22 protein-coding genes and 1 pseudogene are annotated in these 24,871 nt (G+C 70.7%); 9 read left to right on the top strand and 14 right to left on the bottom strand.

The genetic code is table 11. The annotated features are described in order from the left end of the window. Positions 1-100 precede the first annotated feature (100 nt). Together ftsH and folE are read left to right on the top strand one after the other, a co-directional pair. Positions 101-2,122 (top strand): ATP-dependent zinc metalloprotease FtsH, encoded by a 2,022-nt coding sequence (gene ftsH, locus ACWDA7_RS18185; RefSeq protein WP_432930918.1) that lies wholly within the window; start codon positions 101-103, stop codon positions 2,120-2,122. Positions 2,123-2,265: 143 nt separating this feature from the next. Then, positions 2,266-2,871, top strand: coding sequence for a GTP cyclohydrolase I FolE (folE, locus tag ACWDA7_RS18180; RefSeq protein ID WP_432930919.1), 606 nt, complete (start codon positions 2,266-2,268; stop codon positions 2,869-2,871). A gap of 21 nt (positions 2,872-2,892) precedes the next feature. Here folE and ACWDA7_RS18175 read toward each other — a convergent pair whose 3' ends face one another. The 6 genes from ACWDA7_RS18175 to ACWDA7_RS18150 form a co-directional block, all read right to left on the bottom strand. Continuing rightward, positions 2,893-3,378, bottom strand: a complete 486-nt coding sequence (locus ACWDA7_RS18175) for a DUF3180 domain-containing protein (protein ID WP_359394726.1) — start codon at positions 3,376-3,378, stop codon at positions 2,893-2,895. Positions 3,379-3,458: 80 nt separating this feature from the next. Then, entirely contained in the window at positions 3,459-4,070 is a 612-nt protein-coding gene (gene folK, locus ACWDA7_RS18170; protein ID WP_450605277.1) for a 2-amino-4-hydroxy-6-hydroxymethyldihydropteridine diphosphokinase, read from the bottom strand. After that, positions 4,067-4,426 (bottom strand): dihydroneopterin aldolase, encoded by a 360-nt coding sequence (folB, locus tag ACWDA7_RS18165; protein ID WP_450605276.1) that lies wholly within the window; start codon positions 4,424-4,426, stop codon positions 4,067-4,069. The genes folK and folB overlap by 4 nt, the downstream gene beginning before the upstream one ends. Positions 4,427-4,683: 257 nt before the next feature. Continuing rightward, positions 4,684-5,187 carry a nuclear transport factor 2 family protein gene (locus ACWDA7_RS18160; protein ID WP_450605275.1) on the bottom strand — a complete coding sequence of 168 codons (504 nt, stop codon included), beginning with the start codon at positions 5,185-5,187 and terminating at the stop codon, positions 4,684-4,686. Next, complete coding sequence (gene folP / locus ACWDA7_RS18155; RefSeq protein WP_450605274.1) at positions 5,184-6,044, bottom strand: dihydropteroate synthase; 861 nt, start codon at positions 6,042-6,044, stop codon at positions 5,184-5,186. The genes ACWDA7_RS18160 and folP overlap by 4 nt, the downstream gene beginning before the upstream one ends. A 311-nt stretch (positions 6,045-6,355) precedes the next feature. After that, on the bottom strand, positions 6,356-8,191 hold the full coding sequence (locus tag ACWDA7_RS18150; RefSeq protein WP_450605273.1) for a phosphatidylglycerol lysyltransferase domain-containing protein: 1,836 nt from the start codon (positions 8,189-8,191) through the stop codon (positions 6,356-6,358). Positions 8,192-8,395: 204 nt separating this feature from the next. Here ACWDA7_RS18150 and ACWDA7_RS18145 point away from each other — a divergent pair, with 204 nt between their 5' ends. Together ACWDA7_RS18145 and ACWDA7_RS18140 are read left to right on the top strand one after the other, a co-directional pair. Further along, a complete protein-coding gene (locus ACWDA7_RS18145) occupies positions 8,396-9,523 on the top strand; it encodes an alpha/beta hydrolase (RefSeq protein ID WP_450605272.1) in 1,128 nt (375 codons plus the stop codon). A gap of 497 nt (positions 9,524-10,020) precedes the next feature. Further along, on the top strand, positions 10,021-11,424 hold the full coding sequence (locus ACWDA7_RS18140) for a hypothetical protein (protein ID WP_450605271.1): 1,404 nt from the start codon (positions 10,021-10,023) through the stop codon (positions 11,422-11,424). A gap of 70 nt (positions 11,425-11,494) precedes the next feature. Here ACWDA7_RS18140 and ACWDA7_RS18135 read toward each other — a convergent pair whose 3' ends face one another. Together ACWDA7_RS18135 and ACWDA7_RS18130 are read right to left on the bottom strand one after the other, a co-directional pair. Continuing rightward, positions 11,495-12,826 (bottom strand): PH domain-containing protein, encoded by a 1,332-nt coding sequence (locus tag ACWDA7_RS18135; RefSeq protein WP_450605270.1) that lies wholly within the window; start codon positions 12,824-12,826, stop codon positions 11,495-11,497. Next, entirely contained in the window at positions 12,823-13,347 is a 525-nt protein-coding gene (locus ACWDA7_RS18130; protein WP_450605269.1) for a PH domain-containing protein, read from the bottom strand. The genes ACWDA7_RS18135 and ACWDA7_RS18130 overlap by 4 nt, the downstream gene beginning before the upstream one ends. Between ACWDA7_RS18130 and ACWDA7_RS18125 the strand changes: the two genes are divergently transcribed. Continuing rightward, positions 13,346-14,497 carry an NADH-quinone oxidoreductase subunit D gene (locus tag ACWDA7_RS18125; RefSeq protein ID WP_450605268.1) on the top strand — a complete coding sequence of 384 codons (1,152 nt, stop codon included), beginning with the start codon at positions 13,346-13,348 and terminating at the stop codon, positions 14,495-14,497. The two genes, ACWDA7_RS18130 and ACWDA7_RS18125, sit on opposite strands and share 2 nt — an antisense overlap. Here ACWDA7_RS18125 and ACWDA7_RS18120 read toward each other — a convergent pair. Continuing rightward, complete coding sequence (locus tag ACWDA7_RS18120; RefSeq protein ID WP_450605267.1) at positions 14,462-15,487, bottom strand: SAM-dependent methyltransferase; 1,026 nt, start codon at positions 15,485-15,487, stop codon at positions 14,462-14,464. The two genes, ACWDA7_RS18125 and ACWDA7_RS18120, sit on opposite strands and share 36 nt — an antisense overlap. 256 nt (positions 15,488-15,743) lie before the next feature. On the opposite strand from ACWDA7_RS18120, the gene ACWDA7_RS18115 reads away from it, so the two are divergent. From ACWDA7_RS18115 to ACWDA7_RS18105, 3 genes are all read left to right on the top strand, one after another. After that, positions 15,744-16,949, top strand: coding sequence for a sensor histidine kinase (locus tag ACWDA7_RS18115; protein WP_359394751.1), 1,206 nt, complete (start codon positions 15,744-15,746; stop codon positions 16,947-16,949). A gap of 75 nt (positions 16,950-17,024) precedes the next feature. Further along, positions 17,025-17,696: a response regulator gene (locus ACWDA7_RS18110; RefSeq protein ID WP_450605266.1), complete on the top strand. Its 672-nt coding sequence runs from the start codon at positions 17,025-17,027 to the stop codon at positions 17,694-17,696. A gap of 46 nt (positions 17,697-17,742) precedes the next feature. Beyond that, positions 17,743-18,375, top strand: a complete 633-nt coding sequence (locus ACWDA7_RS18105; RefSeq protein WP_359394756.1) for an AAA family ATPase — start codon at positions 17,743-17,745, stop codon at positions 18,373-18,375. A 359-nt stretch (positions 18,376-18,734) separates the two neighbouring features. On the opposite strand, the pseudogene tnpA reads toward ACWDA7_RS18105, so the two are convergent. Continuing rightward, positions 18,735-19,028: pseudogene (gene tnpA / locus ACWDA7_RS18100) on the bottom strand (IS200/IS605 family transposase); the annotation flags it as partial. A 44-nt stretch (positions 19,029-19,072) separates the two neighbouring features. On the opposite strand from tnpA, the gene ACWDA7_RS18095 reads away from it, so the two are divergent. Next, entirely contained in the window at positions 19,073-20,392 is a 1,320-nt protein-coding gene (locus ACWDA7_RS18095; protein ID WP_450605285.1) for an RNA-guided endonuclease InsQ/TnpB family protein, read from the top strand. A gap of 44 nt (positions 20,393-20,436) precedes the next feature. Here the strand turns inward: ACWDA7_RS18095 and ACWDA7_RS18090 are convergent, their stop codons facing one another. From ACWDA7_RS18090 to ACWDA7_RS18075, 4 genes are all read right to left on the bottom strand, one after another. Next, positions 20,437-21,543, bottom strand: a complete 1,107-nt coding sequence (locus tag ACWDA7_RS18090) for a DUF5937 family protein (protein ID WP_450605265.1) — start codon at positions 21,541-21,543, stop codon at positions 20,437-20,439. A 181-nt stretch (positions 21,544-21,724) separates the two neighbouring features. Beyond that, positions 21,725-22,711 (bottom strand): aldo/keto reductase, encoded by a 987-nt coding sequence (locus ACWDA7_RS18085; RefSeq protein WP_450605264.1) that lies wholly within the window; start codon positions 22,709-22,711, stop codon positions 21,725-21,727. 49 nt (positions 22,712-22,760) lie between these two features. Beyond that, positions 22,761-23,537 (bottom strand): thioesterase II family protein, encoded by a 777-nt coding sequence (locus tag ACWDA7_RS18080; RefSeq protein ID WP_450605263.1) that lies wholly within the window; start codon positions 23,535-23,537, stop codon positions 22,761-22,763. 7 nt (positions 23,538-23,544) lie between these two features. Continuing rightward, positions 23,545-24,822: a cytochrome P450 gene (locus ACWDA7_RS18075; RefSeq protein WP_450605262.1), complete on the bottom strand. Its 1,278-nt coding sequence runs from the start codon at positions 24,820-24,822 to the stop codon at positions 23,545-23,547. Between the last annotated feature and the right edge of the window lie 49 nt (positions 24,823-24,871).

Below are 24,871 nucleotides of genomic sequence, written 5' to 3'. Positions count from 1 at the left end.
CCCCTGCGGCTTCGGGTGACAATCCTGGGGTACCGTCAGAAGAACTGTCTTTATCAAACTCACTATGGCAGGAGGGACGGGGCGGCACCGCTCCGTATGGATGGACGTGAAGCGATACTTCCGTGGGCCGGTCATGTGGATCGTGCTGGCCGTCCTTGCCGTGGTCGTGTTGATGCAGGTCGTCGGCTCCTCTGGCGGCTACAAGACGGTGGACACCGGCCAAGTTGTGGCGGCGATCAATCAGAACAAGGTCCAGTCGGCCAAGCTGACCACCGGCGACGAGCAGATCGTCAAGGTCTCGCTCAAGGACGGCGTGAAAGTCGATGGCAGCTCCAAGATCCAGTCGAGCTACATCGGCGACCAGGGCGTGAACCTGGCCAACTCCCTGCAGGACAAGTACGAGCACAAGCAGATCCCGGACGGCTACACGGTCGCTCCGTCCAAGCAGAACCCCTTCGTCGGGATCCTGCTCTCTCTGCTGCCCTTCGTCCTCATCGTGGTCGTCTTCCTGTTCCTGATGAACCAGATGCAGGGCGGCGGCTCCCGGGTCATGAACTTCGGGAAGTCCAAGGCGAAGCTCATCACCAAGGACACCCCGAAGACGACCTTCGCGGATGTCGCGGGCGCGGACGAGGCCGTCGAGGAGCTCCAGGAGATCAAGGAGTTCCTCCAGGAGCCGGCCAAGTTCCAGGCCGTCGGCGCCAAGATCCCCAAGGGCGTGCTCCTGTACGGGCCTCCCGGTACCGGTAAGACGCTGCTCGCACGTGCCGTGGCCGGCGAGGCGGGCGTCCCCTTCTACTCGATCTCGGGTTCCGACTTCGTCGAGATGTTCGTCGGTGTCGGTGCCTCCCGGGTCCGTGACCTGTTCGAGCAGGCCAAGGCGAACGCCCCGGCGATCGTCTTCGTCGACGAGATCGACGCGGTCGGCCGCCACCGCGGCGCCGGCCTCGGCGGCGGTCACGACGAGCGCGAGCAGACCCTGAACCAGCTGCTCGTCGAGATGGACGGCTTCGACGTGAAGGGCGGCGTGATCCTCATCGCCGCCACGAACCGCCCTGACATCCTCGACCCGGCGCTGCTGCGCCCCGGCCGCTTCGACCGGCAGATCGCCGTCGACCGCCCGGACATGCAGGGCCGGCTGGAGATCCTCAAGGTCCACCAGAAGGGCAAGCCGGTCGCTCCGGACGTCGACCTGTCGGCCGTCTCCCGCCGCACCCCGGGCTTCACCGGTGCGGACCTGTCGAACGTGCTGAACGAGGCGGCGCTGCTGACGGCCCGCAGCGACCGCAAGCTGATCGACAACCAGATGCTGGACGAGGCGATCGACCGCGTGGTCGCGGGCCCGCAGAAGCGGACCCGGATCATGTCGGACAAGGAGAAGAAGATCACCGCGTACCACGAGGGCGGCCACGCCCTGGTCGCGGCGGCCTCGCCGAACTCCGACCCGGTCCACAAGATCACGATTCTGTCCCGGGGCCGCGCGCTCGGCTACACGATGGTGCTCCCGGACGAGGACAAGTACTCCACGACCCGCAACGAGATGCTGGACCAGCTGGCCTACATGCTGGGCGGCCGCGCGGCCGAGGAGCTCGTCTTCCACGACCCCACCACCGGTGCCGCGAACGACATCGAGAAGGCCACGTCCACGGCCCGCTCGATGGTCACGCAGTACGGCATGACCGAGCGTCTCGGCGCGATCAAGTTCGGTGGCGACAACACCGAGCCGTTCCTCGGACGTGAGATGGCTCACCAGCGCGACTACTCGGAAGAGGTCGCCGCGCTGGTGGACGAGGAAGTCAAGAAGCTCATCGAGAACGCGCACAACGAGGCCTGGGAGATCCTGGTCGAGAACCGCGACGTCCTCGACAACCTCGTCCTCGCCCTGCTGGAGAAGGAGACGCTGGGCAAGGAGGAGATCGCCGAGATCTTCGCCCCGATCGTCAAGCGCCCGCCGCGGCCTGCCTGGACGGGTTCCTCGCGCCGCACGCCGTCCACCCGCCCGCCGGTGCTCTCCCCGAGGGAGCTCGCACTGACGAACGGGGCCAACGGCGCCAGCCCGGCGATCACCGCGTCGGAGCCGCTCTCCACGGAGAAGGCCCCGGAGGACCGCCGAGAGAGCTGACTCACAGCCCTCCGACGGGCTCACAGGCCCGGAATTTCAGCCGCGCCCCCCAGGGTTCTAGCCTGGGGGGCGCGGCATTTCCCCAAGGTCGCACATGAGACGCGTGATCCGTGCGCGTCACAGTCGCAGGAACGAGGCACCACATGACCGACCCGGTGACGCTGGACGGCGAAGGCACGATCGGCGAGTTCGACGAGAAGCGCGCGGAGAACGCCGTCCGCGAATTGCTCATCGCGGTCGGGGAGGACCCGGACCGAGAAGGACTGCGGGAGACGCCGGGCAGGGTGGCCCGGGCGTATCGGGAGATATTCGCGGGACTGTGGCAGAAGCCCGAGGACGTCCTGACGACGACGTTCGACCTCGGTCACGACGAGATGGTGCTCGTGAAGGACATCGAGGTGTTCTCCACGTGTGAGCACCATCTCGTGCCGTTCAGGGGCGTCGCGCATGTCGGGTACATCCCGGCCACCAGCGGCAAGATCACGGGTCTGTCCAAGCTGGCCCGGCTCGTGGACGTGTTCGCGCGCCGGCCCCAGGTACAGGAGCGGCTGACGACGCAGATCGCCGACTCCCTGATGGAGATACTCGAGCCGCGCGGTGTGATCGTCGTGGTCGAGTGCGAGCACATGTGCATGTCGATGCGCGGCATCCGCAAGCCCGGTGCGAAGACGATCACTTCGGCCGTACGCGGTCAGCTGCGCGATGCGGCGACCCGGAACGAGGCGATGAGCCTCATCATGGCGCGCTGACCCTCGCAGTCGCGCCGCGGCTCAGGTGACCGACGCCGTTCCTCCGTCGTGTTCGTCGTCTTCCGGGAGTTTGCAGACCCGTTCGAGGAAGAAGGCCGCCGCTATGACGGCGATTCCGGCCACGACCGAGAAGCCGGCGTAGATGGCCTGGTCGCGGCGGGTGGGGAGGTCGAGGGACTCCAGCAGGAAGACGCCCGTACCGCCGTACATGCCGGCGACCAGGGACGCCACGAGGGCGCTCGCCTGACCGAAGACCACGGCCCGGGCCGCCATCAGCGGCTCGACGCCCTTGGCTCCCGGGCGGCGCTCCCGCTGAGCCTTGAGACGGCTGCGGAGCGAAAGCGCCGTGGCCAGTAGGACCACGGCGATCAGGGCGAGGACGATGGGCGCGGCCAGGGGGACCCGGGGCAGCGTTCCCACCGCGTTCCACAGGCGGGCGGCCGCCCAGGACAGTACTCCGGCCACCACGAACACCGCTGCCAGCGTCCTGATGCGCAGCTCTCTCACGATGTCCCTTCGTCAGCCCGGCACTAGGCCGTACTCGGTCGGGGCGCGGAGAGAAATCCCCGCCCGGTAGACCTTAACGACTACTCGGGCAGCCGGAGTTCCAGGTCGGCGCGGGGGATGACACTCTCACGGGTGACGACGGCGAGCAGGTCGGCCACCGGACCGCGGCCGGGCAGCTGCGCCCCGGGGTCGAGGTCGTGCCAGGGGGCGAGGACGAACGCCCGCTCGTGGGCGCGCGGGTGGGGGAGCGTCAGCACCGGGTCGTCGGAGACGTGCTCCGCGTACGCGATGATGTCCACGTCCAGGGTCCGTGCGCCCCAGCGCTCGTCGCGGACCCGGTGGAACGCCTCCTCCACGGCGTGCGCGCGCTCGAGGAGAGAGGAGGGCGGCAGGGTCGTCTTCACGACGACCACCGCGTTGAAGTACGCCGGCTGGCTGCCCGGCGCCACGCCCCACGGCTCCGTCTCGTACACCGGCGAGACCGCCTTGACGCGGACGCCCGGGGTGTCCTCGAGGGCGTCGATGGCGCCTTGGAGGGTCTCCAGGCGGTTGCCCAGGTTGGACCCCAGCGAGATCACGGCGCGCTTGGGGTTCTGCAAAGTGGTGTCGGCGGCGTCCACGCGCTGCACCACGGAGGTGGGTACCGGCTGGACGGTCGGGTCGCTCTGACCCCAGGTGAGGAATGCGGTCATACTCGGCTCCTGGTGATGGTCACGGTCACGTCGTCGAAGGGGACCGCGATCGGTGCGTCCGGTTTGTGGACGCAGACCTCGACCTCCCGTACCGGGGCGTGCTTGAGGCAGGAGAAGGCGATGCGCTCGGCCAGCGTCTCGATCAGGTCGACGGGCTCTCCCTCGACCAGGGCGACGACCTCTTCCGCCACGACGCCGTAGTGCACGGTCTTGGTCAGGTCGTCGTCGGCCGCTGCCGGCCGGGTGTCCAGGCCGAGGACGAGGTCCACGATGAAGGTCTGGCCCTCCTCGCGTTCCTTGGGGAAGACGCCGTGGTGCCCGCGGGCCTTCAGGCCGCGCAGCGCGACACGATCCACGCGAATCACTCCTGCAATCGTCGGTAGCGGCAGGTGCTCACCGGGTGGGGTCGGAACACCGGCCTGGAAGGAATCTACCTGCGGACACTGTCAGCTCCGGCTCCCGGAGCGCGCGCCTCGGCGACTGGGAGGAGGGTTCATCCGGTGTTTCCCCTGGGGAACGCGGTGGCTTACGGGTTGGTAGCCACGAATACCAAGGAGTAGGTGATTCCCGCCACTATCTGCCGCCTACCCACTCCGGCGTGGCAGCCACCCCCTCAGGAAGGGGACTCGTCCTCTTCTTCCTCGGCGGATTCGGTCAGGACGGGCGAGGCGTGGTGCGACCAGAGTTTCCAGCCGTCGGGTGTGCGGTGGAACACATTGGTCGCGACGACCAGCTGGCCGACGAGCGGTCCGAGCTCGTCGCCGTCCTCCGGCGCCGGGCCTCCGCTGAGGATGTTCTCGGTGCAGGTCACCAGGGCGGTGTCGCCGGTGACGGAGACATGGACGTCCGTGAGGAAGAACTGGATGTAGTCGGTGTTCGCCATGATCAGCGCGTACGACCTCAGGACCTCGCCGCGACCGGTCAGAACCGGCCAGCCAGGGTGCACGCAGGAGATCACTCCGGTGTCCGCCGGATCGTGGTACGCCTCGTCGACTCCCAGGTCGGAGGGCGAGAGCCAGAGCGAGGACACCTCTTCGAAGTCGCCTCGCTCCATCGCCTCGTAGAAGGCGGTGTTGGCCTTCTCGACCTGCTCGATATCCGTGTGGGCTGTGCTCACCGGGCTCCTTCGATGGCGCGTGCGACGCGCACGGCGTCCGCCGTCGCGCGCACCTCGTGCACGCGCACGGCCCATGCGCCGGCGTGTGCGGCGAGCGCGGAGACCGCGGCCGTGGCGGCGTCGCGCTCGCGCGCAGGTGGCGGGGCGCCCTCGGGGCCGGCCAGTACCCGGCCGAGGAAGCGCTTGCGGGAGGCGGCCACCAGCAGGGGGTGGCCGAGGCCGTGCAGACGGTCCAGGTGGGCGATCAGGGTCAGGTCGTGCCCGGCGTCCTTGGAGAAGCCGAGGCCGGGGTCGACGACGATCCGGTCGGGGGCGATGCCGCCCTCCAGGACGGCCTCCACGCGCGCGTGCAGCTCGTCGACGACGTCGGCGACCACGTCCTCGTAGACGCCCTTGACGTTGCCGCCCTCCAGGAAGCCGCGCCAGTGCATGACCACGAAGGGGGCGCCGACGGCGGCGACGACCTCGAGCATGGCGGGGTCGGCGAGGCCGCCGCTGACGTCGTTGACGAGTGCGGCACCGGCGGCGAGGGCCTTTTCGGCGACCGAGGCGCGCATGGTGTCGACGGAGACCGTGACGCCCTCGGAGGCGAGTCCGCGGACGACGGGGATGACGCGCCTGAGCTCCTCGGCCTCGTCGACGCGGGTGGCGCCCGGGCGGGTGGACTCGCCGCCTACGTCTATGAGGTCGGCTCCCTCGGTGACCAGGTCGAGGCCGCGCTTGACGGCGGCGGTGGTGTCGAACCAGCGTCCGCCGTCGGAGAAGGAGTCGGGGGTGACGTTGACGACCCCCATGACCGCGCAGCGGTCCCATGTCGGAAGGCCCGCCACGTGGCCCCGCCCGGTCTTCGTGCTCATACGTTCAGCGTAGGCCCCCGGGGCCTCCCGCTCGGCTCACCGACCGGTCACGGCCTCGCGGACCGGCGGAAGAGCACGGGCGGGTCCGTCGGACGGAGGGCCTCGCGGGCGGGCCGGGATCGAGAGGTCGCGGCCCGAGCGGGGGACTCCGGCCTGGGGGTTGAGGCTTTGGCGCGGGCTGGTCGGGCTTGGAGACCGGACCGACCGGACTCGGACGGGGCCGGTCGGTGGGCAGGTTCCGTCAGGCGCTGGCGGCACCTCTGCCCGGTTCGGGCCGCCTCCGATTGCGGTGCCCGGTCGGTGCGGTTCCGTCAGGCGCGGCTTGCGGCGCCGACTCCGTGTTCGGCGACGTGGTGGGCGCAGGGGCGGGGAGCCGGGGCCGTACGGCGCAGCAGGCGGGGCAGGGCCAGGTTCACGAAGCCCTCCGCCTGCATGGCCGCGAGGCCGATGCGCGGCAGGTCGCTGGAGGAGGCGTACACCACGAAGCGCGGCTCCCAGCGCGGCTGGAACTTGGCGTTGAACTTGTACAGGGACTCGATCTGGAACCAGCGGGAGAGGAAGACCAGCAGCCCCCGCCACGCCCGCAGCACCGGACCCGCGCCGATCTTCTCGCCGCGGGCCAGTGCCGAGCGGAACATCGCGAAGTTGAGGGAGACACGGGCGATGCCCAGCTTGGGAGCGGCGTGGAGCGCGGCCACGATCAGCAGTTCGTTCATGCCTGGGTCCGCCGAGCGGTCGCGGCGCATCAGGTCCAGGGAGACCCCGTCCGTGCCCCACGGGACGAAGTGCAGGACGGCCCTCAGATCACCGTACGGGCCCGCCTCCGCGTCAGCCTTGTGGGCCGTGGCGATCAGGCAGTCGCCGTCGGACGGGTCGCCGATGCGGCCGAGCGCCATCGAGAACCCGCGCTCGGTGTCCGTGCCGCGCCAGTCCTCGGCGGCCCGCCGTATGCGCTCCAGTTCACCCTCGCCGAGGTCACGGATGCGCCGTACCCGGGTTTCGTAACCGGCGCGCTCGATGCGCTTCACCATCTGGCGCACGTTGCGCATCGCGCGCCCGGAGAGGGAGAAATCCGCGACGTCCACCACCGCCTCGTCACCCAGTTCGAGGGCGTCAAGACCGGTCTCGCGGGTCCACACCTCGCCGCCCGTCTCCGAGCAGCCCATGACGGCCGGGGTCCAGGAGTGGGCCTTGGCCTCGTCCATGAAGCGCTCGATGGCGCCGGGCCAGGCCTCCACGTCGCCGATCGGGTCGCCGCTGGCCAGCATCACGCCCGACACGACCCGGTAGGTCACCGCCGCCTTGCCGCTCGGCGAGAAGACGACCGCCTTGTCGCGGCGGAGTGCGAAGTGGCCGAGCGAGTCGCGTCCGCCGTGCTTCTCGAGCAGGGCGCGCAGCTGTACCTCGTCCTCCTCGGTGAGCCGGGCGGCCGGATGCTCGGGACGGAAGGCCAGGTAGATCGTGGTGACCGCGGTCAGCAGTCCCAGCGCGCCGAGCGAGAAGCCCACCGTCCAGGAGGTGTTGCCGGTGTAGTCGACCGGGCCCTCGAAGCCGAACATGCCGTACAGGACGTGCTCGATGCGGTCCGCCAGGCTGGGGTTGCCCACCATGCGGTGCGGGTGGGCGCTGACGATGATCAGGCCGAGGCTCAGGGAACCGGCGCCCATGAGGACGAAGTTGGCGAGCGCCCGCCAGCGGCTGCGCGGGTCGGGCAGCGCCGCGAACTCGTCCCGGTGGCGCACCAGCGGCAGCAGCAGCATCAGCGAGATGACCACGCCGATGACCGAATGGCGGTAGACGTACTCGGCCACGGCACCCGCCGGAAGGAGCCCCACGGCCGCACGCCAGGCGCGGCGTTTGCGGCGCCGCAGTCCGTGCGCGAGGAGCAGCAGGAGGACTCCGGCGCTCAGCGACAGGGCAGCGGCGAAGGGGCCGAGCGAGCCCGGCAGGACCTCGGCCATGCGGTGCATGCGGCTGTGCCGGAAGCGCGGGAAGACGCCTGCGGCGACGTCCAGGACTCCCACGAGTGCGCAGGCCCTGGCGATCAGCGCGGGAACGGCTTCCGGGCGAGGGCCGCGCACTATGCGCCGCACCAGGGACCGCTTCGGAACCTCACCCGACTTTTCCCCATCTATCCTGACAGACATCGCATCCCGTAGTTCTGCGAGAGACCTTGAGCCCGGTGCCGATCGGGGCATCCGGCGACATTGCGCCCTCTAGGACGGTGTCTTGGGGAGAGAGGTTCACTCCCCATCACAAAGCCGGTTCAAAGCCGAAGGAAAGTCCCGGGCAAGCCCGCGTGAAGGCGCAGCGAAACCCGAGCGGACGGAAAGCGCGGGCAGGGAAAGCTCATGGGTCTCACGAGCAACAAAGTGCTGGTGCTGGCGGTCGTACTCGCCGTGCTGCTGTTCGCCGGCACGGTCTGGTACTGGCCGCGGCTGGCGCACCGGAACTGGCGGGCCGTCACCGGACGGGTGGGTCTGCTGTTCGCCACGCAGTTGATGGTCTTCGCATCGGTCGGGCTGGGCGCCAATCAGGCCTTCGGGTTCTACGCGGGCTGGGCGGATCTGTTCGGGCAGGAGAACGAGCAGGGTGTGGTGGTCGACCATGGCGCGTCGGGGGCGAGCGGCGGTCCTCTCCGGGTGGTCGACACACGGCAGGTGGCCGTGCCGGGCGGGGCGCGGACGCAGGACGGCGGTGAGGTCCAGCAGGTGGACATCGTGGGCCGTACGACCCGTATCGCCTCGCCCGCCTTCGTGTACCTGCCGCCCGAGTACTTCCAGGCGCAGTACCGCGCCCGGACCTTTCCCGCCGCGGTGGTGCTCACCGGTTACCCGGGTACGGCGGAGGCGCTCATCAAGGGGCTGCACTACCCGCAGACGGCGCACGAGCTGGCCAAGAACGGCAGGATGCAGCCGATGATCCTGGTGATGATGCGGCCGACGGTGGCGCCGCCCAGGGACACGGAGTGCGTGGACGTCCCGGGGGGACCGCAGACCGAGACCTTCTTCGCCAAGGACCTCCCCGACGCGGTCGCTGCCCACTACAGGGTGGGCAGGCAGCCCGGCAGTTGGGGCGTCATCGGCGACTCCACGGGCGGCTACTGCGCGCTGAAGCTCGCGATGCACCACCCGGACGCGTACGCCGCCGGGGCGGGGCTGTCGCCGTACTACAAGGCCCCGATCGACCCGACCACGGGCGACCTCTTCCACGGCAACGACGACCTGCGCAACCGCGCCGACCTGTTCTGGTGCCTCAAGCACCTGCCGGCCCCCGACACCTCACTGCTCGTCACCAGCAGCAAGGCCGGAGAGAAGGACTACAGGTCCACGGTCAGGTTCATACAGCTGGTGCAGGCCAGGAAGCCGACCCGGATCTCGTCGATCATCCTCGACAGCGGCGGCCACAACTTCAACACCTGGCGGCGGGAGATCCCGGCGGCGCTGCAGTGGCTGAGCGGGCGGCTCAGCGACCGGTAGCAGCTGAATGGCCGGCGCGCCGCCCGGATTTCGCGGCAAGCGGCAATCCGAAGGGGACCGGTACCGCCGGGGAGCGGTGCCCTTCGGTGTCGCCCGGGGCGGGCGCTTTTCCGGGCGGGAGCCGTCGAGTTCCTTTACCCGGTGGTGGAAGCCGGGACGGAGATCGTGATAAGCGTCCGGCAAGAAACGATCTTGCAGGGCCGCTTCCCCGTATCAGGGGCGCTTCCCCGTATTCGGAGGGCACGATCGCAGTTCCGAAGGGGGCCCGGCAGGGCCGCCAGGGCGGGCGGTGCCGGTCGTCGGCCGTACCGTGCCCGAAGGGGATGCGCGGGATTGGCTTTCTGCCGGATTCGGGGGCCGCGATGCCTTTCCGGAGGCCGTGGGACGGTGTGAAGAGTTCGCAGTGGCCGTGTTTTTACCACGCGGGCCACCATCATTCGCCTACGCGCGGTAAGTTTCTGGCCATGCCACGTGGACGTCACCGCCATTCTCCGCCCTTGCACAGGCTGCTGCCTCCTTCGGTGATCGCCGGTGTCTCGGTCGTCTGCGCCGTCGGGCCCTGGCTGTTCACGGAGCCGCTGGTGCTTCGTGGGCTGGCCGCGGGTGCTGCGGCGACGACGGCCGTGGGCTCGGTCGTCATGCGCCGCTGGGATCTGGCCGCGGGCAAACGCGTCGCCGACCTCACGCGCGCGCGGGCGAGCGACGAGTGGCGCCATGAGGAGCGGGTCGCCGAACTGGAGACCGACCTCGACGAATCGCGTGAGCTGCGCACCAAGCTGGAGCAGAAGCTGCGGGCCAAGCGCACGGAACTGGCCAATCTGCGCAACGAGCACGCCGCACTGCTGCGCCGGTACGCCACCGCGGAGACGGAGCGCGCCAGCGCCCTGGAGGGCCGCCGGCTGCTGGCCATCGAGACGACGGGCCCCGCGAAGGCGCTGCCTGCGGCGGAGCCGAAGCCCCCTGCCGAGCAGGAGACGCCCGACGACGCCGAGGACCTGGTCGCCGCGAGTGCCGGGGACGCCGCCGCCGCGGAGGACGCCGAACCGTCGGCCGAGGACGCCGAGCCGTCGACCGCCCGGGTGTTCTCGCCGGAGGGCTCCTCGCTCTTCATGCGGGCCGACTCGGCGCTGGTGCGTCTGATCAAGGACAACGCCGAGGCGCAGGAGGAGTCCGGCGCTTCCGAGTCGGACGACGCCGAGTCCGACGCCGAAGAGGACGGGACGCAGGCTGCCGGCACCGACCCGGCGGGCGACGACGAGGCACAGGCGGACGGCGCCGCGCAGGACGGCGAAGCGGCCGAGCCGGCTGCCGTCACCGGCGACGGGCAGCCCGGCCGGACGCCGAAGTCCGCCCCGCGGAGTGCCGGCCGCAAGGCGACCGCCAAGGCCTCTCCCCCGGAGGGCGGGCCCGGCAACGGAGGCGGCAGGAAGCCGAATGCCGCGCCCGAAGCCCCCGAGTCCGCCGCCAAGGAGGGCGGTTCCGCGGAGGCGGTCGAGGCCGAGGGGAAGCCCACGGCGGTCGCCGGCCCGGAGCACGCCGCCGCCCCGACCGCGCAGCAGCCCCAGCCTTCCGTCACCAGGCCCCCGCACGCCTCCGGCCACTTCACGGTGCCGACCGCCGTGGCCGTCGTACCGGCAGCCCCGCGGCGGCGCCCGACCGTCGAGGGCGGATTCGACTTCTTCGGCACGCAGAAGTCGCGGGAGTCGCTGGAGTCCGTGCAGAACGAGGACCTGGCGGACGTGGTCGGCCAGGAGGCGCTCGCGATGCACAAGGCGGAGTCCGAGTCCGGCTTCAAGGCCATGGACCCGCAGGCCCGCGGCATGGGCCAGGTCATCGATCTGACGGCGCACGACGAGACGGAGCAGATCGACGTCCAGGGGCTGCGCACCGCGGCTTCCTGACACCGGCCTCACACACGCCAGGGGCGGCGGCACTCCATGTGCCGCCGCCCCTCGTCGTGCGAGCCCTCGCCTACGAGGCCATCCACCGGTCCGGCCGGGCGCCACGGCGCCCCGTGCGCGACCGGTCGGCCTGCGCGGACAGCAGCGCCGCGGCCTCCCCAGCGTCCCGCAGACGGGCCGTGACCGTCTGGCCGGCGCCGGTGTCCACATGGACGTCGGCGACGCTCCTGAACCGTTCCCACGGCCCCTGGGTGAGCCGCACGCTCTGCACCTTGGCATGCGGTACGAGGGCAAGGTGCCGGCGCAGCAGTCCGTGCCGGGCGGCGAAGACCGTGTCGGTGACGGCGAGCCCGTGGCCCCGCCACCACAGCGGGACGCACCAGCGCGCCCGGCGCGGCGGCCGGGACAGCGACGCGGGCACGGTCACCCCGGGCAGCACTTGGGCGATCACCGCCTCCGCGATCGGGCGCGGGGCCACCGGCACGAGCACCGAGTTGGAGGAGCCCGCCACGTCCAGCCTGACCTCGACCCAGCCACGCCGCCGCCACAGCAGCGGCTCCACGATGCGTACGGTCTGCACCCGTCCCGGTGGCACGGTCTCATGGGCGCGGTCGAGCAGACCGTGGTCGATACGGAGCCCGTCCGGCGATTCGCTCACCGTCCAGTCGTAGGCCTGGGCGAACCGTCCCGCGCTCCGGGTGGCCGCCGTGCCGAGCAGCGGCAGCCCGACGGCGAACACCGTCCACAGGCTGTGGGTGACGAACCACAGCACCGGAGGCACGACGAGCGCGGCGAACAGCGATCCCCAGGTCGCACCGGAGAGCAACAGGGAGACGGCCAGTACGCGCGGTGGCACGTGCACCAGCACCCGGGACGGCGCCTCGCCGACCTCGTGCGCCGTCTCAGGTGCGAAACCGGCAGCGCGGGCGAGGAGTTCGGCCCGCAGCGCACGCGCCTCACCCTGACTGAGATATGCCAGTTCGTCCTTCTTGTCCGTACCGATGACGTCGAGCTTGAGCTTGGCGACGCCCGCGATGCGGCCCAGCAGCGGCTGGGTGACGTCGACGGCCTGCAGCCGCTCCAGCCGGATATGGGCCGTGCGGCGGAACAACAGGCCCGTGCGGATGCGCAGTTCGGTGTCGGTCACCGCGAAGTGGGTGAACCACCAGCTCAGGAAGCCGTACAGGGCGGCGGCCAGGACGAGTGTCGCGAGGCCTATGAAGACGGTGGTCCCGGTCAGCCTCGTCAGCTGCTGACGGGTCTGGCCGGGATCGTGCGCGGCCCAGCCGGCGACCACGGTGACCGGCGCCCAGGCGCGCCGCAGCGGGGTCACCGGGTGCAGCCGCCGCTCGGCGACCTCCCGGCCGCCGGGTATGGCGGGGCCGGCCGCGGTCCCGCTCACAGCCCGGCCGATCGGGCCTCGCCCAGCTCGGTCAGCCGGTCCCGCAGCCGTTCCGCCTCCGCCGGGTCGAGACCCGGGATGCTGGCGTCGGTCGCGGCGGCGGCCGTGTGCAGCTGCACGCTCGCCAGCCCGAAGTGGCGCTCCACCGGCCCGGAGATGACCTCGACCAGCTGCATGCGGCCGTACGGCACCACGGTCTGCTCGCGCCACAGCACGCCCCGGCTGATCAACAGGTCGTCGGCCCGCTCGGCGTATCGCCAGGAGCGCCAGTTGCGGCCCAGCAGCACCCAGCCCCAGCACAGCGCCGCGAGCGGCACGAGTGCGAACAGCGCCCAGAGGGGCCCGGCGAGCAGACCGAGGAGCAGCCCCACGGCCAGTGTCAGCAGTCCCAGCCACACCACCAGCAGCAGTCGCCGCATCCGCAGCAGTCCCGGCGGCAGCCCCGTCCAGACGGGCTCGCCGCCCCTCCCCGCAGTCCCCGTTTCCATGCCGCAAGCGTACGTAGGAGAGACTGTGTCCATGACTCCTACGACGGAGACCATGGTCGGGATCGGCGGTGCCGCGGAGAGCACCGACATGGTGCTCAACATCGGGCCCCAGCACCCGTCCACACACGGGGTGCTGCGGCTGAAGCTCGTGCTGGACGGCGAGCGCATCCTGCGCGCGGAGCCGGTCGTCGGCTATATGCACCGCGGTGCGGAGAAGCTGTTCGAGGCGCGTGACTACCGCCAGATCATCGTGCTCGCCAACCGTCACGACTGGCTCTCCGCCTTCTCGAACGAGCTGGGCGTGGTCCTCGCCGTCGAGCGGATGCTCGGGATGGAGGTCCCCGAGCGCGCGGTGTGGATGCGCACGCTCCTCGCGGAGCTGAACCGGGTCCTGAACCACCTGATGTTCCTCGGGTCGTACCCGCTGGAGCTGGGCGGCATCACACCGGTGTTCTACGCCTTCCAGGAGCGCGAGGAACTCCAGGGCGTCATGGAGGAGATCTCCGGCGGGCGCATGCACTACATGTTCAACCGCGTGGGCGGCCTCAAGGAGGACCTGCCCGCGGGCTGGACGGCACGCGCGCGTGCCACCGTCTCGGCGGTGCGCTCCCGCATGGACCGGTTCGACGACCTGGTGCTCGGCAACGAGATCTTCCGGGGGCGCACCCGGGGCGTGGGTGCACTGTCGCCTCGGGCCGTGCACGCGTACGGCGTGAGCGGTCCGATCGCACGAGCCTCCGGCGTGGACTTCGACCTGCGCCGCGACGAGCCGTACCTGGCCTATCCGGAGCTCCAGGACACGCTGAAGGTCGTCACCCGCCAGGAGGGGGACTGCCTGGCCCGCTTCGAGTGCCTCCTGGAGCAGACGCACAACGCGCTCGACCTGGCCGACGCCTGCCTGGACCGGCTGGCGGACCTGCCGCCCGGGCCGGTCAACCAGCGTCTGCCGAAGGTACTCAAGGCGCCCGAGGGCCACACCTACGCCTGGACCGAGAACCCGCTCGGCATCAACGGCTACTACCTGGTCAGCAAGGGCGACAAGACCCCGTACCGGCTCAAGCTGCGCTCCGCCTCGTACAACAACATCCAGGTGCTGACCGAGCTGCTGCCGGGGACACTGGTCGCCGACATGGTGGCCATCCTCGGCTCAATGTTCTTCGTGGTCGGGGACATCGACAAATAGCTCCCCGAGACGGGCCGCCGGGACGCTGACCGGCTGGAGCAGCCAGCCGAAGTCGCCGAGGCCTCCGGGCGCGATCAGTTCCGCGGCGGTTCCGGCCTGTGCGAGGGCGTGCACATAGGCCGCCGGGTGGGTGGACGCGAGGGCCAGCGGGGGACGTGCGCCGCTGACACCGAGAGCGCGCAGGGCGGCGCGCTGGGTCATGAGGCGTGCGCCCGGCAGCGCGCACGCGTCCAGTGCCACATGCGCGGTGATGTCGCAGGATCCATCGGGTACGGGCGCGCACTCCCGGCCGGCGCGGAATCCGGTGAGCGTCCCGAAGGGCGGCCGGGCGTCCGTGCGGTGCGCGTAGTCGACGGCGACGGCGAGTCCCCGGCTCAGGGTGGCGACGGCCTCGGCCCAGGCGGTGTCCCTGGGGAGGCCGATCTCGGCGCGGCACCCTTCGGCGGACAGCGGCCACCAGCGCTCGAGCCACTGCGCCTCCGCGCCCGCGACCGGCTCCCCGAGGCGCTCGCTGCCGTCCTGACGTACCAGGACCAGCCGGGGCGCGCCGTCGGCGCCGGCCTCCGCGACCTGGACCGGCACGTTGTCCAGCCACTCGTTCGCGAACAGCAGCCCCTCGATCCGCGCCGGGGGCTCGCCGAGCCATTCGATGCGGGAATCGAGGCCCTCGGGGCGCTCGGCGATCTCTACGGCACACGCGCGAGTGCGGTCCGCGACCTCCCGGGGCAGCGCGTCGAGGACGCCGGTGACCAGCTCGCCCCTGCCGGCCGCCATGTCCACGAAGGCGAGCTCCTCGGGCCGTCCCAGCGCCTCGTCGACCCGGCACAGCAGCCGGGCCACGGCGGCGGCGAAGAGCGGCGAGGCGTGCACGGACGTACGGAAGTGCCCCGCGGGTCCCTCGGGCCGCCGGTAGAACCCGTCCGCCCCGTACAGCGCCTCCTCGGCCGCCGCCCGCCATCCGCGCCACTCGCCGTCGCCTCTGTCTGCCACGCGTTCAGGCTAGGCGGGGTGCGGACGGGCCATGCGCGGGGAGCGTGCGGTCCGGGCACGAGCCGGGAGCCCGGAGGCGTGCCGCGCGCCCCGAGCGTGCGGCACGCCACCGGAGCGCACCCCGCGCGCCCGGCGCCCAAAGCCGCTCCTAAGCGACCGGAGTCACAAGACATCCACCTTGCGGAGTACGCGTGTCCGCCCCGGATCGGCCCTCCGGTTGACCCCGCACACGCTGGGCTTCCCTACGCTGGGTTACGTGCAGGGCCTCTATGACTTCCTCCGCAGACACCCCACGTGGGTCGACGGCTTCTGGGCCGTGGTCCTGTTCGGGCTTTCCTGCGTGAGCCTGACGAACCTCGACGGGGCGCGGAACTACCACGGGTCGCTCCCGGTGGGGCTCGCGATCTCGGCTGTCCTGTGCGTGGTCGTCGCGCTCCGCCGCCGGATGCCCGAGAAGATGCTCATCGTGGCGGCGGCCATGGGGGTGGCCCAGCTGGCCCTGGACCAGGAGTCGATGGTCGCCGACTTCGCCATGCTCGTGATCATCTACACGGTCGCCGCGGACGGCGCCGGCTGGGCCTCGCGCGTCGGGCTGATCGGCGGTCTGCTCGCCGGGCCGCTGGCACAGGCACGCTGGGCGCAGCACCACTCCAGTCCCCTGAGCAATGTGGCGATCGCCGTCTTCCAGAGCGTGCCGTTCGCGCTCGCCTGGGTGCTCGGCGACTCGGTGCGCACCCGCCGCGCCTATCTCGCCCAGCTGGAGGAGCGCGCCGCCCGGCTGGAGAAGGAGCGCGAGGCGCAGGCCAAGGTGGCCGTCGCCGCCGAGCGCGCGCGGATCGCCCGCGAGCTGCACGACGTGGTCGCCCACAACGTCTCGGTGATGGTGGTCCAGGCGGACGGCGCCGCCTACGTCCTCGACACCGCCCCCGAGCAGGCGAAGAAGGCTCTGGAGACGATCTCGGGAACGGGCCGCCAGGCTCTCGCGGAGATGCGCCGCCTGCTCGGCGTGCTGCGGACCGGCGAGCACAAGGAAGCCGGCGAGTACGTTCCCCAGCCCGACGTCGGGCAGATCGACGAGCTCGTCGAGCAGTGCCGCAGCGCGGGGCTGCCCGTCGACTTCAAGGTGGAGGGGACCCCGCGCCCGCTGCCCAGCGGCGTGGAGCTCACCGCGTACCGCATCGTCCAGGAGGCGCTCACCAACACGCGCAAGCACGGGGGTCCCAACACGGGTGCGAGCGTGCGCCTGGTGTACTTCGACGACGGCCTCGGCCTGCTCGTCGAGGACGATGGCAAGGGCGCCCCGCACGAGCTGTACGAGGAGGGCGGCATCGACGGCCAGGGCCATGGACTGATCGGCATGCGCGAGCGTGTCGGCATGGTCGGCGGCACCCTGGACGCGGGCCCCCGCCCCGGAGGAGGCTTCCGCATCAGCGCCCTGTTGCCGCTGAAACCGGCTCACTGACACGTGCGCGCCAGACCGCCAGCCGCCCGCCACACGATCCAGCCCACCGACCGAAGGCCGACCGGAGGACCCCCCATGCCGATCCGCGTGATGCTCGTCGACGACCAGGTGCTGCTGCGCACCGGGTTCCGGATGGTGCTCGCCGCCCAGCCGGACATGGAGGTCGTCGCGGAGGCGGGCGACGGCGTCGAGGCCCTTCAGGTGCTGCGCTCCACCGAGGTGGACGTGGTCCTCATGGACGTCCGTATGCCGAAGCTCGACGGGGTGGAGACCACCCGCCGCATCTGCTCGGAGCCCAACCCGCCGAAGGTGCTGATCCTGACCACCTTCGACCTCGACGAGTACGCGTTCTCCGGGCTGAAGGCGGGCGCCTCCGGCTTCATGCTCAAGGACGTGCCGCCCGGTGAACTGCTCGCCGCCATCCGCTCCGTGCACAGCGGCGACGCCGTGGTCGCGCCCTCCACCACCCGCCGGCTCCTGGACCGGTTCGCGCCCATGCTGCCGGGCGGCACGACGGAACCACGGCACAAGGAGCTCGAACGGCTCACCGACCGCGAGCGCGAGGTCATGGTGCTGGTCGCCCAGGGGCTGTCCAACGGTGAGATCGCGGCGCGGCTGGTGCTCTCCGAGGCGACCGTGAAGACCCACGTCGGCCGCATCCTGACGAAGCTGGGCCTCCGGGACCGCGTACAGGTGGTCGTCCTCGCCTACGAGACCGGTCTCGTACGGGCGGGCGGACACGGTTGAGCCACCGCGTTCCCCGGAGGTGAAGGGCACCCACTAGGGTCGGCGCATGCTCCTGTGGATCAACGGCCCCTTCGGGGGCGGCAAGACACAGACCGCACACGAGATACAGCGTCGCCTGCCCGGCAGCGTCATCTGCGATCCGGAACATGCCGGCTTCGGGCTGCGCCGCATGCTGCCGCCCGATCTGCGCGGGGACTTCCAGGACCTGGCGTCCTGGCGGCAGGGCGTGGTCGAGGTCCTCGACCTGGCGCTGAGCAAGCACGACGGCGACGTCATCGTCCCCATGACCGTCACGGATCCGGACTACTTCGCGCAGACGATCGGTCGGCTGCGTGAACTGGGCCATGACGTACGGCACTTCGCGCTGCTCGCCGACCGCGAGACCGTACTGCGCAGGCTGCGGGAGCGCGGTCTCGGCCACCTCATGCAGTACGTCGGCGGCAAGGACGCCCCACTGCGCAGGGAGAGCTGGGCCGTCCAGCAGCTCGACCACTGCCTCGAGCGGCTGCGGGAGCCCGAGTTCGCCGAACACCTGTGGACGGACCACTCCACGGTGCCCAAGACGGCGGACCGGATCGCGGTGCTCGCCGGACTGACCCTCACACCCAACACGGGCGGCGCCCTACGGACCCGGTTGCGCCAGGCGAAGGTGGGGCTGAAGCACATCCGGTTCGACTGACCGGAGGCCGGCTACCGGGCCGGTGCGCCGAGGGACGGGAGGCGTTTGCGTCCAGGAGCCGTGTGCCGGCGAGGTCCGGTCGCGGACGGGAGCCCGTCGCGGACGAGGGGCCGATCGTGGCCGGGAGCCGGGAGCCGGGAGCCGGGAGCCGGGAGCCGGGAGCCGGGAGGGCCCATCGCCCACGGGAGTCCGATCGGCCGGTGGGCGGCCACGGATCCGTGGACGGCCAGGGACCGGTGGATCCCACTGGTGCCACGTCTACCTCTGATCTTGCGCAGTGCTCCCCGTTTACGGGGGAGGTGAGGCGCATCTCAAAACTGCTCTGACCCGCACGTGCGCACGGGTCCGCACTGTTTCGGTCAGCCCGCGGGGCGCTGCTGGTTCTCGATGTACTGGCGTACGACGGTCAGTGGTGCCCCGCCGCATGATCCGGCGAAGTAGGAACCGGACCAGAAGTGCCCGCCCCACAGGTACCGGCGCACGTGCGCGCTGTACTCCTTCCTGAGCAGGCGGGCGGAGACGCCCTTGAGGGAGTTGACCAGCTTGGAAAGCTGGACCTTGGGTGGGTAGTGCACAAGCAGGTGGACGTGGTCGTGTTCGCCGTTGAACTGCTTCAGCTCGGCTTCGAAGTCCGTGCACACGTCTCGCATGATCTCCTCGCGAGGTGACATGTACCAAATGATATGGTGATCGCGTGATCTCGGAACTCGGCCTGGACAAGAGGCAGTTCGGGCATCGCGCCCGGCTGGCGCTGAGTCTGGCCGAGGTACGGCTCATCGACGACCAGGCCCACGCGGCCCGCACCATGTGGAACTGTCTGCACGCCTGGTGGACGATGCTGCCGAAGGAGAAGCGGTCGCTGGCCGGCGCTGATGCGGCGATACGGCAGGCCCGCAAGGAGATCAACTTCCTTGCCGTGCTCCCCGCCCAGGCGGCACAGGCCGTGTTGAAGACGTACGTCCAGGCGTGGAAGAACTGCTGGGAAGGCCGGGCCGAAGAGCCGAACTTCAAGGCCCGCTTCCGGTCGGCGATGAGTGTGGATGTACCCCAGGGCCGGGATCTTCAGATCACGCGGGTGCACCGCCGCTGGGGCATGGTCAACATCCCCAAAGTCGGGCGCGTCCGGTTCCGCTGGACTCGTGACCTGCCCGTTGGGAAGAAGGCGGACGCCGACAACCGGAACACCGGCGCCCGGCTCGTGAAGGACGCTTTGGGCTGGCACATCGCCTTCCGCATCACCACCATGGAGCCGAAGGCCGAGCCTCACCAGGGTCCGGAAGCCGGTATCGACTGCGGGGTGAACATCCCCCTCGCCCTCTCGGACGGCAACCACCAGGACCACGGGCGACCCGCCCGACTCCCGGACAAAACCTCCGACCGCGACAAGTGGCTGAACACCGACGAGAAGGCCAAGCTGCTTGGCCTGGAGAGGCAGGCCGCCCGTCTCAAGCGGCACCGCAAGCCCGGCCAGCGGTCATCGAACCGGCTGAGGGCGGTATACGACCAGATCAGCAAGCTCCGAGCGAAAGCCAAGCGCCGAGCCCAAGACTGGCAGCACCAGACCACCACCTACCTCGCCCGCTCCTACGGCGTGATCGTGGTGGAACAACTGGACATCCCGAACATGACCAAGAGCGCCCGGGGCACCATCGAGGAGCCCGGCAGGAACGTCGCGCAGAAGGCCGGTCTGAACCGTTCCATCAGCCAGGAGGCATGGGGGCGGACCGTGACGATGCTGACGTACAAGGCCGCCAAGTACGGCGGCACCCTGCACAAAGTCCCCGCCCCCGGCACCTCCCTGCGCTGCTCGGTCTGTGGTTTCACCACGCCGGGCAGCCGGGAGTCCCAAGCCGTGTTCGTGTGCAAGAACACCGACTGCGGCTGGTCGGGCAACGCCGACTGGAACGCAGCCCGCAACATCCTGCACCTGTACCGGATGGGCCTTGCGCTCATCCCGGCTGCCGGAAGGAGCAGTCGTCAGGCGCGGAAACGCGTCAAGCCCGCCACCGCAAGGTAGGTGGGAATCCCCTTCCTGAGGCTTGCCGAAGAGAGGAGAGCACTTCAACGGAGGATGCCCTCGAGGAAGTCGCTGCCCAGCCGGGCCACCGCCGTCACGTCCAGCTGGTGCAGGACGTACCGGCCGCGGCGCCGGGTGGCGAGCAGGCCCGCCTTCTTCAGGACGCTCAGATGCCGGGATATCTCCGGTGCCGTCATCCCGTGGACCTGGGCCAGCTCCCCGGTGGTGAACGCGCTGCGGGCCAGGCTGCGGCACATACGCATCCGCACCGGGTGGGACAGGGCCGCCATCCGCAGCGTCAGCTGCTCCAGCGACGGCGGAGCCGCCGGTTCCGGAGAGCTCACCGGGTAGTGCAGCACCGGCTGCCAGCCGTACCGGTGCAGCACCATCAGATGCGGCCGGCCCAGGCTGGTGGGGACGAGCAGCAGTCCTCCGCCCACCGTGGCGGTGCGGCCGTCACCGAGTTTGTCGACGGTGATCCGGGCCGCCTCCTCGTCGAGCGTCACCGCGGGCGACACCGATGCGAGGGCCTCGGCAAGGCCCTTGCGCCGCAGGAGGTCCGTCTTGTGGCGGGCGTCCGCCGCGAGCTGGTGGCGCAGCCGGGACCAGGTGTCCGCGAAGAACGCGGCGTCGCAGTCCTCCAGGAACTGCCGCAGCCAGGCCCGGATCCGCGGCGGGTCGGCCAGCAGCCGCTCGCTGAACCGCAGCTGCCGGGGCCCGCGCGCGGCGGCCAGCTCCAGGGCGCGCCGGCGCACCTCGGTGTCCGAGAGCGCGCTCGGCCCGCGCGTGCTGTAGCAGACGGCGCAGGTGAACTCCAGGGCCGCGTCCACGAACTGCTCGTCGCTGAGCTTGTCCAGAATGTCGAGGTCCTCGGCGAGCGTCGCGCCGGGCAGCGTCGCGCCGCCAGGGACGCCCGCGTAGGGCAGGAAGAGGTCCGAGAACGTCGACCGCCACAGGAAGTCGGCGTCGCACATCCGGTCCGCCAGGTGGGGGTCGAGGCCGGCGGTGACGCTTGTCACCCAGCCCTGCAGGCCCGGGTGGTGTCCCGGCTCGGACAGCGCGTGCAGCGCCATGCTGAGCTCGGCCAGGGGCGAGGGCACGACGGAGACCCTCTCCGGCCGCAGCCCGGTGATGTCGATGTCCACGCTCATGACCACATGGTGCACCGGACCACCGACAACGCGGGCATCGGTTGACGGCGGCCGTCAATCGGGGTGGAACGTGCCATGAGTGGCGGCCCTCCCCTCCCGTGCCCGGAGCCGGGCTTCCCGGCACGCAGGACGCGACGCCGGCGGGCACCCCGCGTCCGGGGTGCCCGCCGGCGGACGGCGCTCAGTTCACGCCGTCGAGCTTGGCGCGCTGCTCCGGGGTCAGCGTGAGGTCGACGGCGGCCAGGCTGTCGTCGAGCTGCTCGACCGAGGACGCACCGACCAGCGGCAGGATCGGGATGTCGCCGCCCATCAGCCAGGACAGGACGACCTGGTTCACGCTCGCACCGGTCTCGTCGGCCACCTCGCGCACGGCCTGGAGGCGGGCGGGCGTGGCCGCGTGCTCGAAGCCCGGGCCCAGCGGCTTGTCGTCGCGCACATACGCCCCGGACAGCAGCGGGGAGTAGGCGACCTGGGTGAGGGACGGGTTGGCCCGTACGTAGCTGAGCAGGTCCGCGCTGACCAGGCCCTGGTTGCCGTCGGGCGAGCGCAGGCTCGGGATGTCGGTGCGCTGGCGCAGGTAGCTGTGGTGGTGCTGGAGGACCTCGTAGCCGGGCAGCCCGGCGGCCTTGGCGATGCTGCGGGCGGCTTCCACCCGCCAGGCCCAGTGGTTGCTCGCGCCGAGCAGGCCCGCGACGCCGTCGGCCACGACCTCGGCGAAGCCGGTGACGGTCTCCTCGAGGGGGGTCTTCTCGTCCATGATGTGCGCGTACAGGAGGTGGATGCGCTCGATACCGAGGCGCTCCCGGCTGCGCTCGGCGGATTCCCGAATGGTTTTGGCCGAAAGTCCCTCGATGTCGAGGCTGAAACCGGTCGCCGGTGCGTTCGGGCGGGCGCCGAGTTTGGTGGCGATGGTGATCTCGTCGCCGATGCCCCGGCTGCGGATCCAGCGGCCGAGCAGTTCCTCGCTTTCCCCGCCCTGCGTTCCGTTGACCCAGAACGCATAGTTGTTTGACGTGTCGATGAAGGTTCCGCCCGCCTCGACGAAACGATCGAGAATGGCCAAAGACGTCGCTTCGTCGGTCACCGTCCCGAAGAGCATCGAGCCGAGGCTCAGGACGCTCACCTCGCGGCGGGTTGCCGGGTCGCTGCCGATGACGCGGTATTTCATGGAGAATCCTCTTCAGGGCTTCGGACGTTCATGGCGGAGGCCGGAATCATTAACTCCGGGTGAATGCTTGAGGGTCGCCTGTCGTGTCGAGAACCGTTGCGACACTCTCCACGACGGAAGCGAGATGCGGTACGAGAAAGAAGTGACCCCCGCCGAATACACGCAGCTGGAACTCTTCCGTCGTGTGCGCGGCCCAGGCCCGGCCCATGGGGGCGTCCACGCGGGGATCGGCGTCCCCGATGAACGCGGTGACGGGGCAGTCGAGCCGGGGCGCCCCCCGGTAGCGGTACGTCTCCGTGGCGACGTAGTCGCTGCGTATCGCAGGCAGGATCGCCGCGAGCAGCTCGGGGTTGTCCAGCATCCGCGTGTCCGTGCCGCCCAGGAGCTTCATGTCGGCGATCAGCTCGTCGTCGCTCGCCCGGTGCACCGAGCCTGGCGCGGGCACCGAGGGGGCGCGCCGCCCGGACACGAACAGGGCGCTCGGACGGGTCCCGGCGGCGTGCAGCCGGCTGCCCACCTCGAACGCCAGCGTGGCTCCCATGCTGTGCCCGAACAGGGCGAACGGCTCGTGGGCCCACGCGGTGAGCTCCGCGGCCACGGTGTCGGCCAGGACGTGCAGGTCCTCGATGCAGGGCTCGTCGAACCGCTCCTGGCGTCCCGGATACTGCACGACCAGCACCTCGGCCCGCGGTGCGAGCCGCGCCGAGAACGGGTGGAAGAACGAGGCGTTGCCACCGGCGTGCGGGAAGCAGAACAGCCGCATCGCGCCGGGTTCGGAGGTGTGGAAGCGGCGCAGCCACGGGGTGGACGGCGCGGTCACGGCCATCGTCGCGTCACCCGGCCTTGCCGGCGCCGCGGCGCGGCCGGGCGGTGATGGGCACGTGCTTCCAGCCGGAGACGAAGTTCGAGGCGAGGCGTTCCGGCTTGCCGGCCGGCTGGAAGTCCTCGAAGCGGGTGAGCAGTTCCTCGAAGAGGATGCGTAAGGTGACACGGGCCACACTGTGCCCGATGCAGTAGTGCGGGCCGATGCCGAAGGCCACGTGCTTGTTGGGCTTGCGGCGGATGTCGAAGGTCTGCGCGTCGGGGAACACGGCCTCGTCGCGGTTGGCCGAACCGAGCCAGACGACCACCGCGTCGCCCGCGCCGACCTTGGTGTTCCTGACCTCCACGTCGCGGGTGGCGTAGCGCAGGAAGTGGTTGACGGGCGAGGCCCAGCGCAGCGCCTCCTCGGTGGCCGAGGTGGTGACGTCCGGGTGCGCGGCCCAGTCCTGGAGCACGCCCTTGTCGATGAACTCCGCCATCACGTAGTTGGGGGAGTGCGGGGTGGTGACGTTCGCGCCGAGCAGCAGGCTGTAGCAGTTGGCCACGATCTCACCGGGGTCCATGTGGCGGCCCTCGAACTCGGTGGAGATCAGCACGCTCAGCAGGTCGTCGCCGAGGCTGTGGCGGCGGAAGCGCATCAGGTCCTGGAAGTACGCGAACAGGTCCCGGTGGGCCCGCGCCAGGGTGGCCGCCTTGCCGCCGGGGTCCTGGTACTCCGGGTCGTCCGCGGCGATGCAGATGGTCGTCAGACGGCTCAGCCAGGGCCAGTCCGCCTTCGGCAGCCCCATCATGGTGCCGGTCACGGACATCGGCATCGCCAGCATCGCCTCGGCGAAGTCGAAGGTGCCGCCGTCGCCGAGCGGTGCGATCAGGTCGACGACCAGCGGCCTGATCATGTCCTTCTGCCGCTCGACGGCCTTGACCGCAAGTGCTTTCTTCAGGCGCGTCTGCATCTCGGTGTGGCGCGGCGGGTCGGTGACTGCGAGCTGCTTGCCGCCGGCCGGGTCGTCCGTGCCGAGGAGGTCGAGCATGGTGCCGCGCTCCGAGGTGAAGGTCTCGGTGTCGCGCAGGACACGTTCGGCGTCGTCGAACCCCACGATGTTCCAGAAGCCGCGCTCTTCGTCCACCTCCTGGCGCGTGAGGGTCTCCTGCGCGCGCATCCGGCGCCATACGGCGTGTGCGTCGCCGCCGCTGTACAGCCAGGGGTCGACGAGATCGGCCGTCGCACCAGGGTGCACGGGGCATCCGGAAATCGCGGCGTTGGTTATGGCGGCGTCATGGACTTTCAAGGCGGCTGTCCTTTCGTCCGGGCGCGGAGCCCCTCCTCCTGGTGCGGTG

Source organism: Streptomyces sp. NPDC001156, assembly GCF_053598275.1.
The sequence above is the reverse complement of the archived record's forward strand: the minus strand, read 5'-3'. Positions and strand labels throughout refer to the sequence as shown.

Bases quoted from the DNA above. Each gene is read 5' to 3' on its own strand.
- ACWDA7_RS18125 (WP_450605268.1), top strand. From the start codon at position 13,346: ATGACTCCTACGACGGAGACCATGGTCGGGATCGGCGGTGCCGCGGAG.
- folE (WP_432930919.1), top strand. From the start codon at position 2,266: ATGACCGACCCGGTGACGCTGGACGGCGAAGGCACGATCGGCGAGTTC.
- ftsH (WP_432930918.1), top strand. From the start codon at position 101: ATGGACGTGAAGCGATACTTCCGTGGGCCGGTCATGTGGATCGTGCTG.
- ACWDA7_RS18085 (WP_450605264.1), bottom strand. From the start codon at position 22,711: ATGAAATACCGCGTCATCGGCAGCGACCCGGCAACCCGCCGCGAGGTG.
- folP (WP_450605274.1), bottom strand. From the start codon at position 6,044: ATGAGCACGAAGACCGGGCGGGGCCACGTGGCGGGCCTTCCGACATGG.
- ACWDA7_RS18105 (WP_359394756.1), top strand. From the start codon at position 17,743: ATGCTCCTGTGGATCAACGGCCCCTTCGGGGGCGGCAAGACACAGACC.
- ACWDA7_RS18130 (WP_450605269.1), bottom strand. From the start codon at position 13,347: ATGGACACAGTCTCTCCTACGTACGCTTGCGGCATGGAAACGGGGACT.
- ACWDA7_RS18145 (WP_450605272.1), top strand. From the start codon at position 8,396: ATGGGTCTCACGAGCAACAAAGTGCTGGTGCTGGCGGTCGTACTCGCC.
- ACWDA7_RS18090 (WP_450605265.1), bottom strand. From the start codon at position 21,543: ATGAGCGTGGACATCGACATCACCGGGCTGCGGCCGGAGAGGGTCTCC.
- ACWDA7_RS18110 (WP_450605266.1), top strand. From the start codon at position 17,025: ATGCCGATCCGCGTGATGCTCGTCGACGACCAGGTGCTGCTGCGCACC.
- ACWDA7_RS18150 (WP_450605273.1), bottom strand. From the start codon at position 8,191: ATGTCTGTCAGGATAGATGGGGAAAAGTCGGGTGAGGTTCCGAAGCGG.
- ACWDA7_RS18080 (WP_450605263.1), bottom strand. From the start codon at position 23,537: ATGGCCGTGACCGCGCCGTCCACCCCGTGGCTGCGCCGCTTCCACACC.
- folK (WP_450605277.1), bottom strand. From the start codon at position 4,070: ATGACCGCATTCCTCACCTGGGGTCAGAGCGACCCGACCGTCCAGCCG.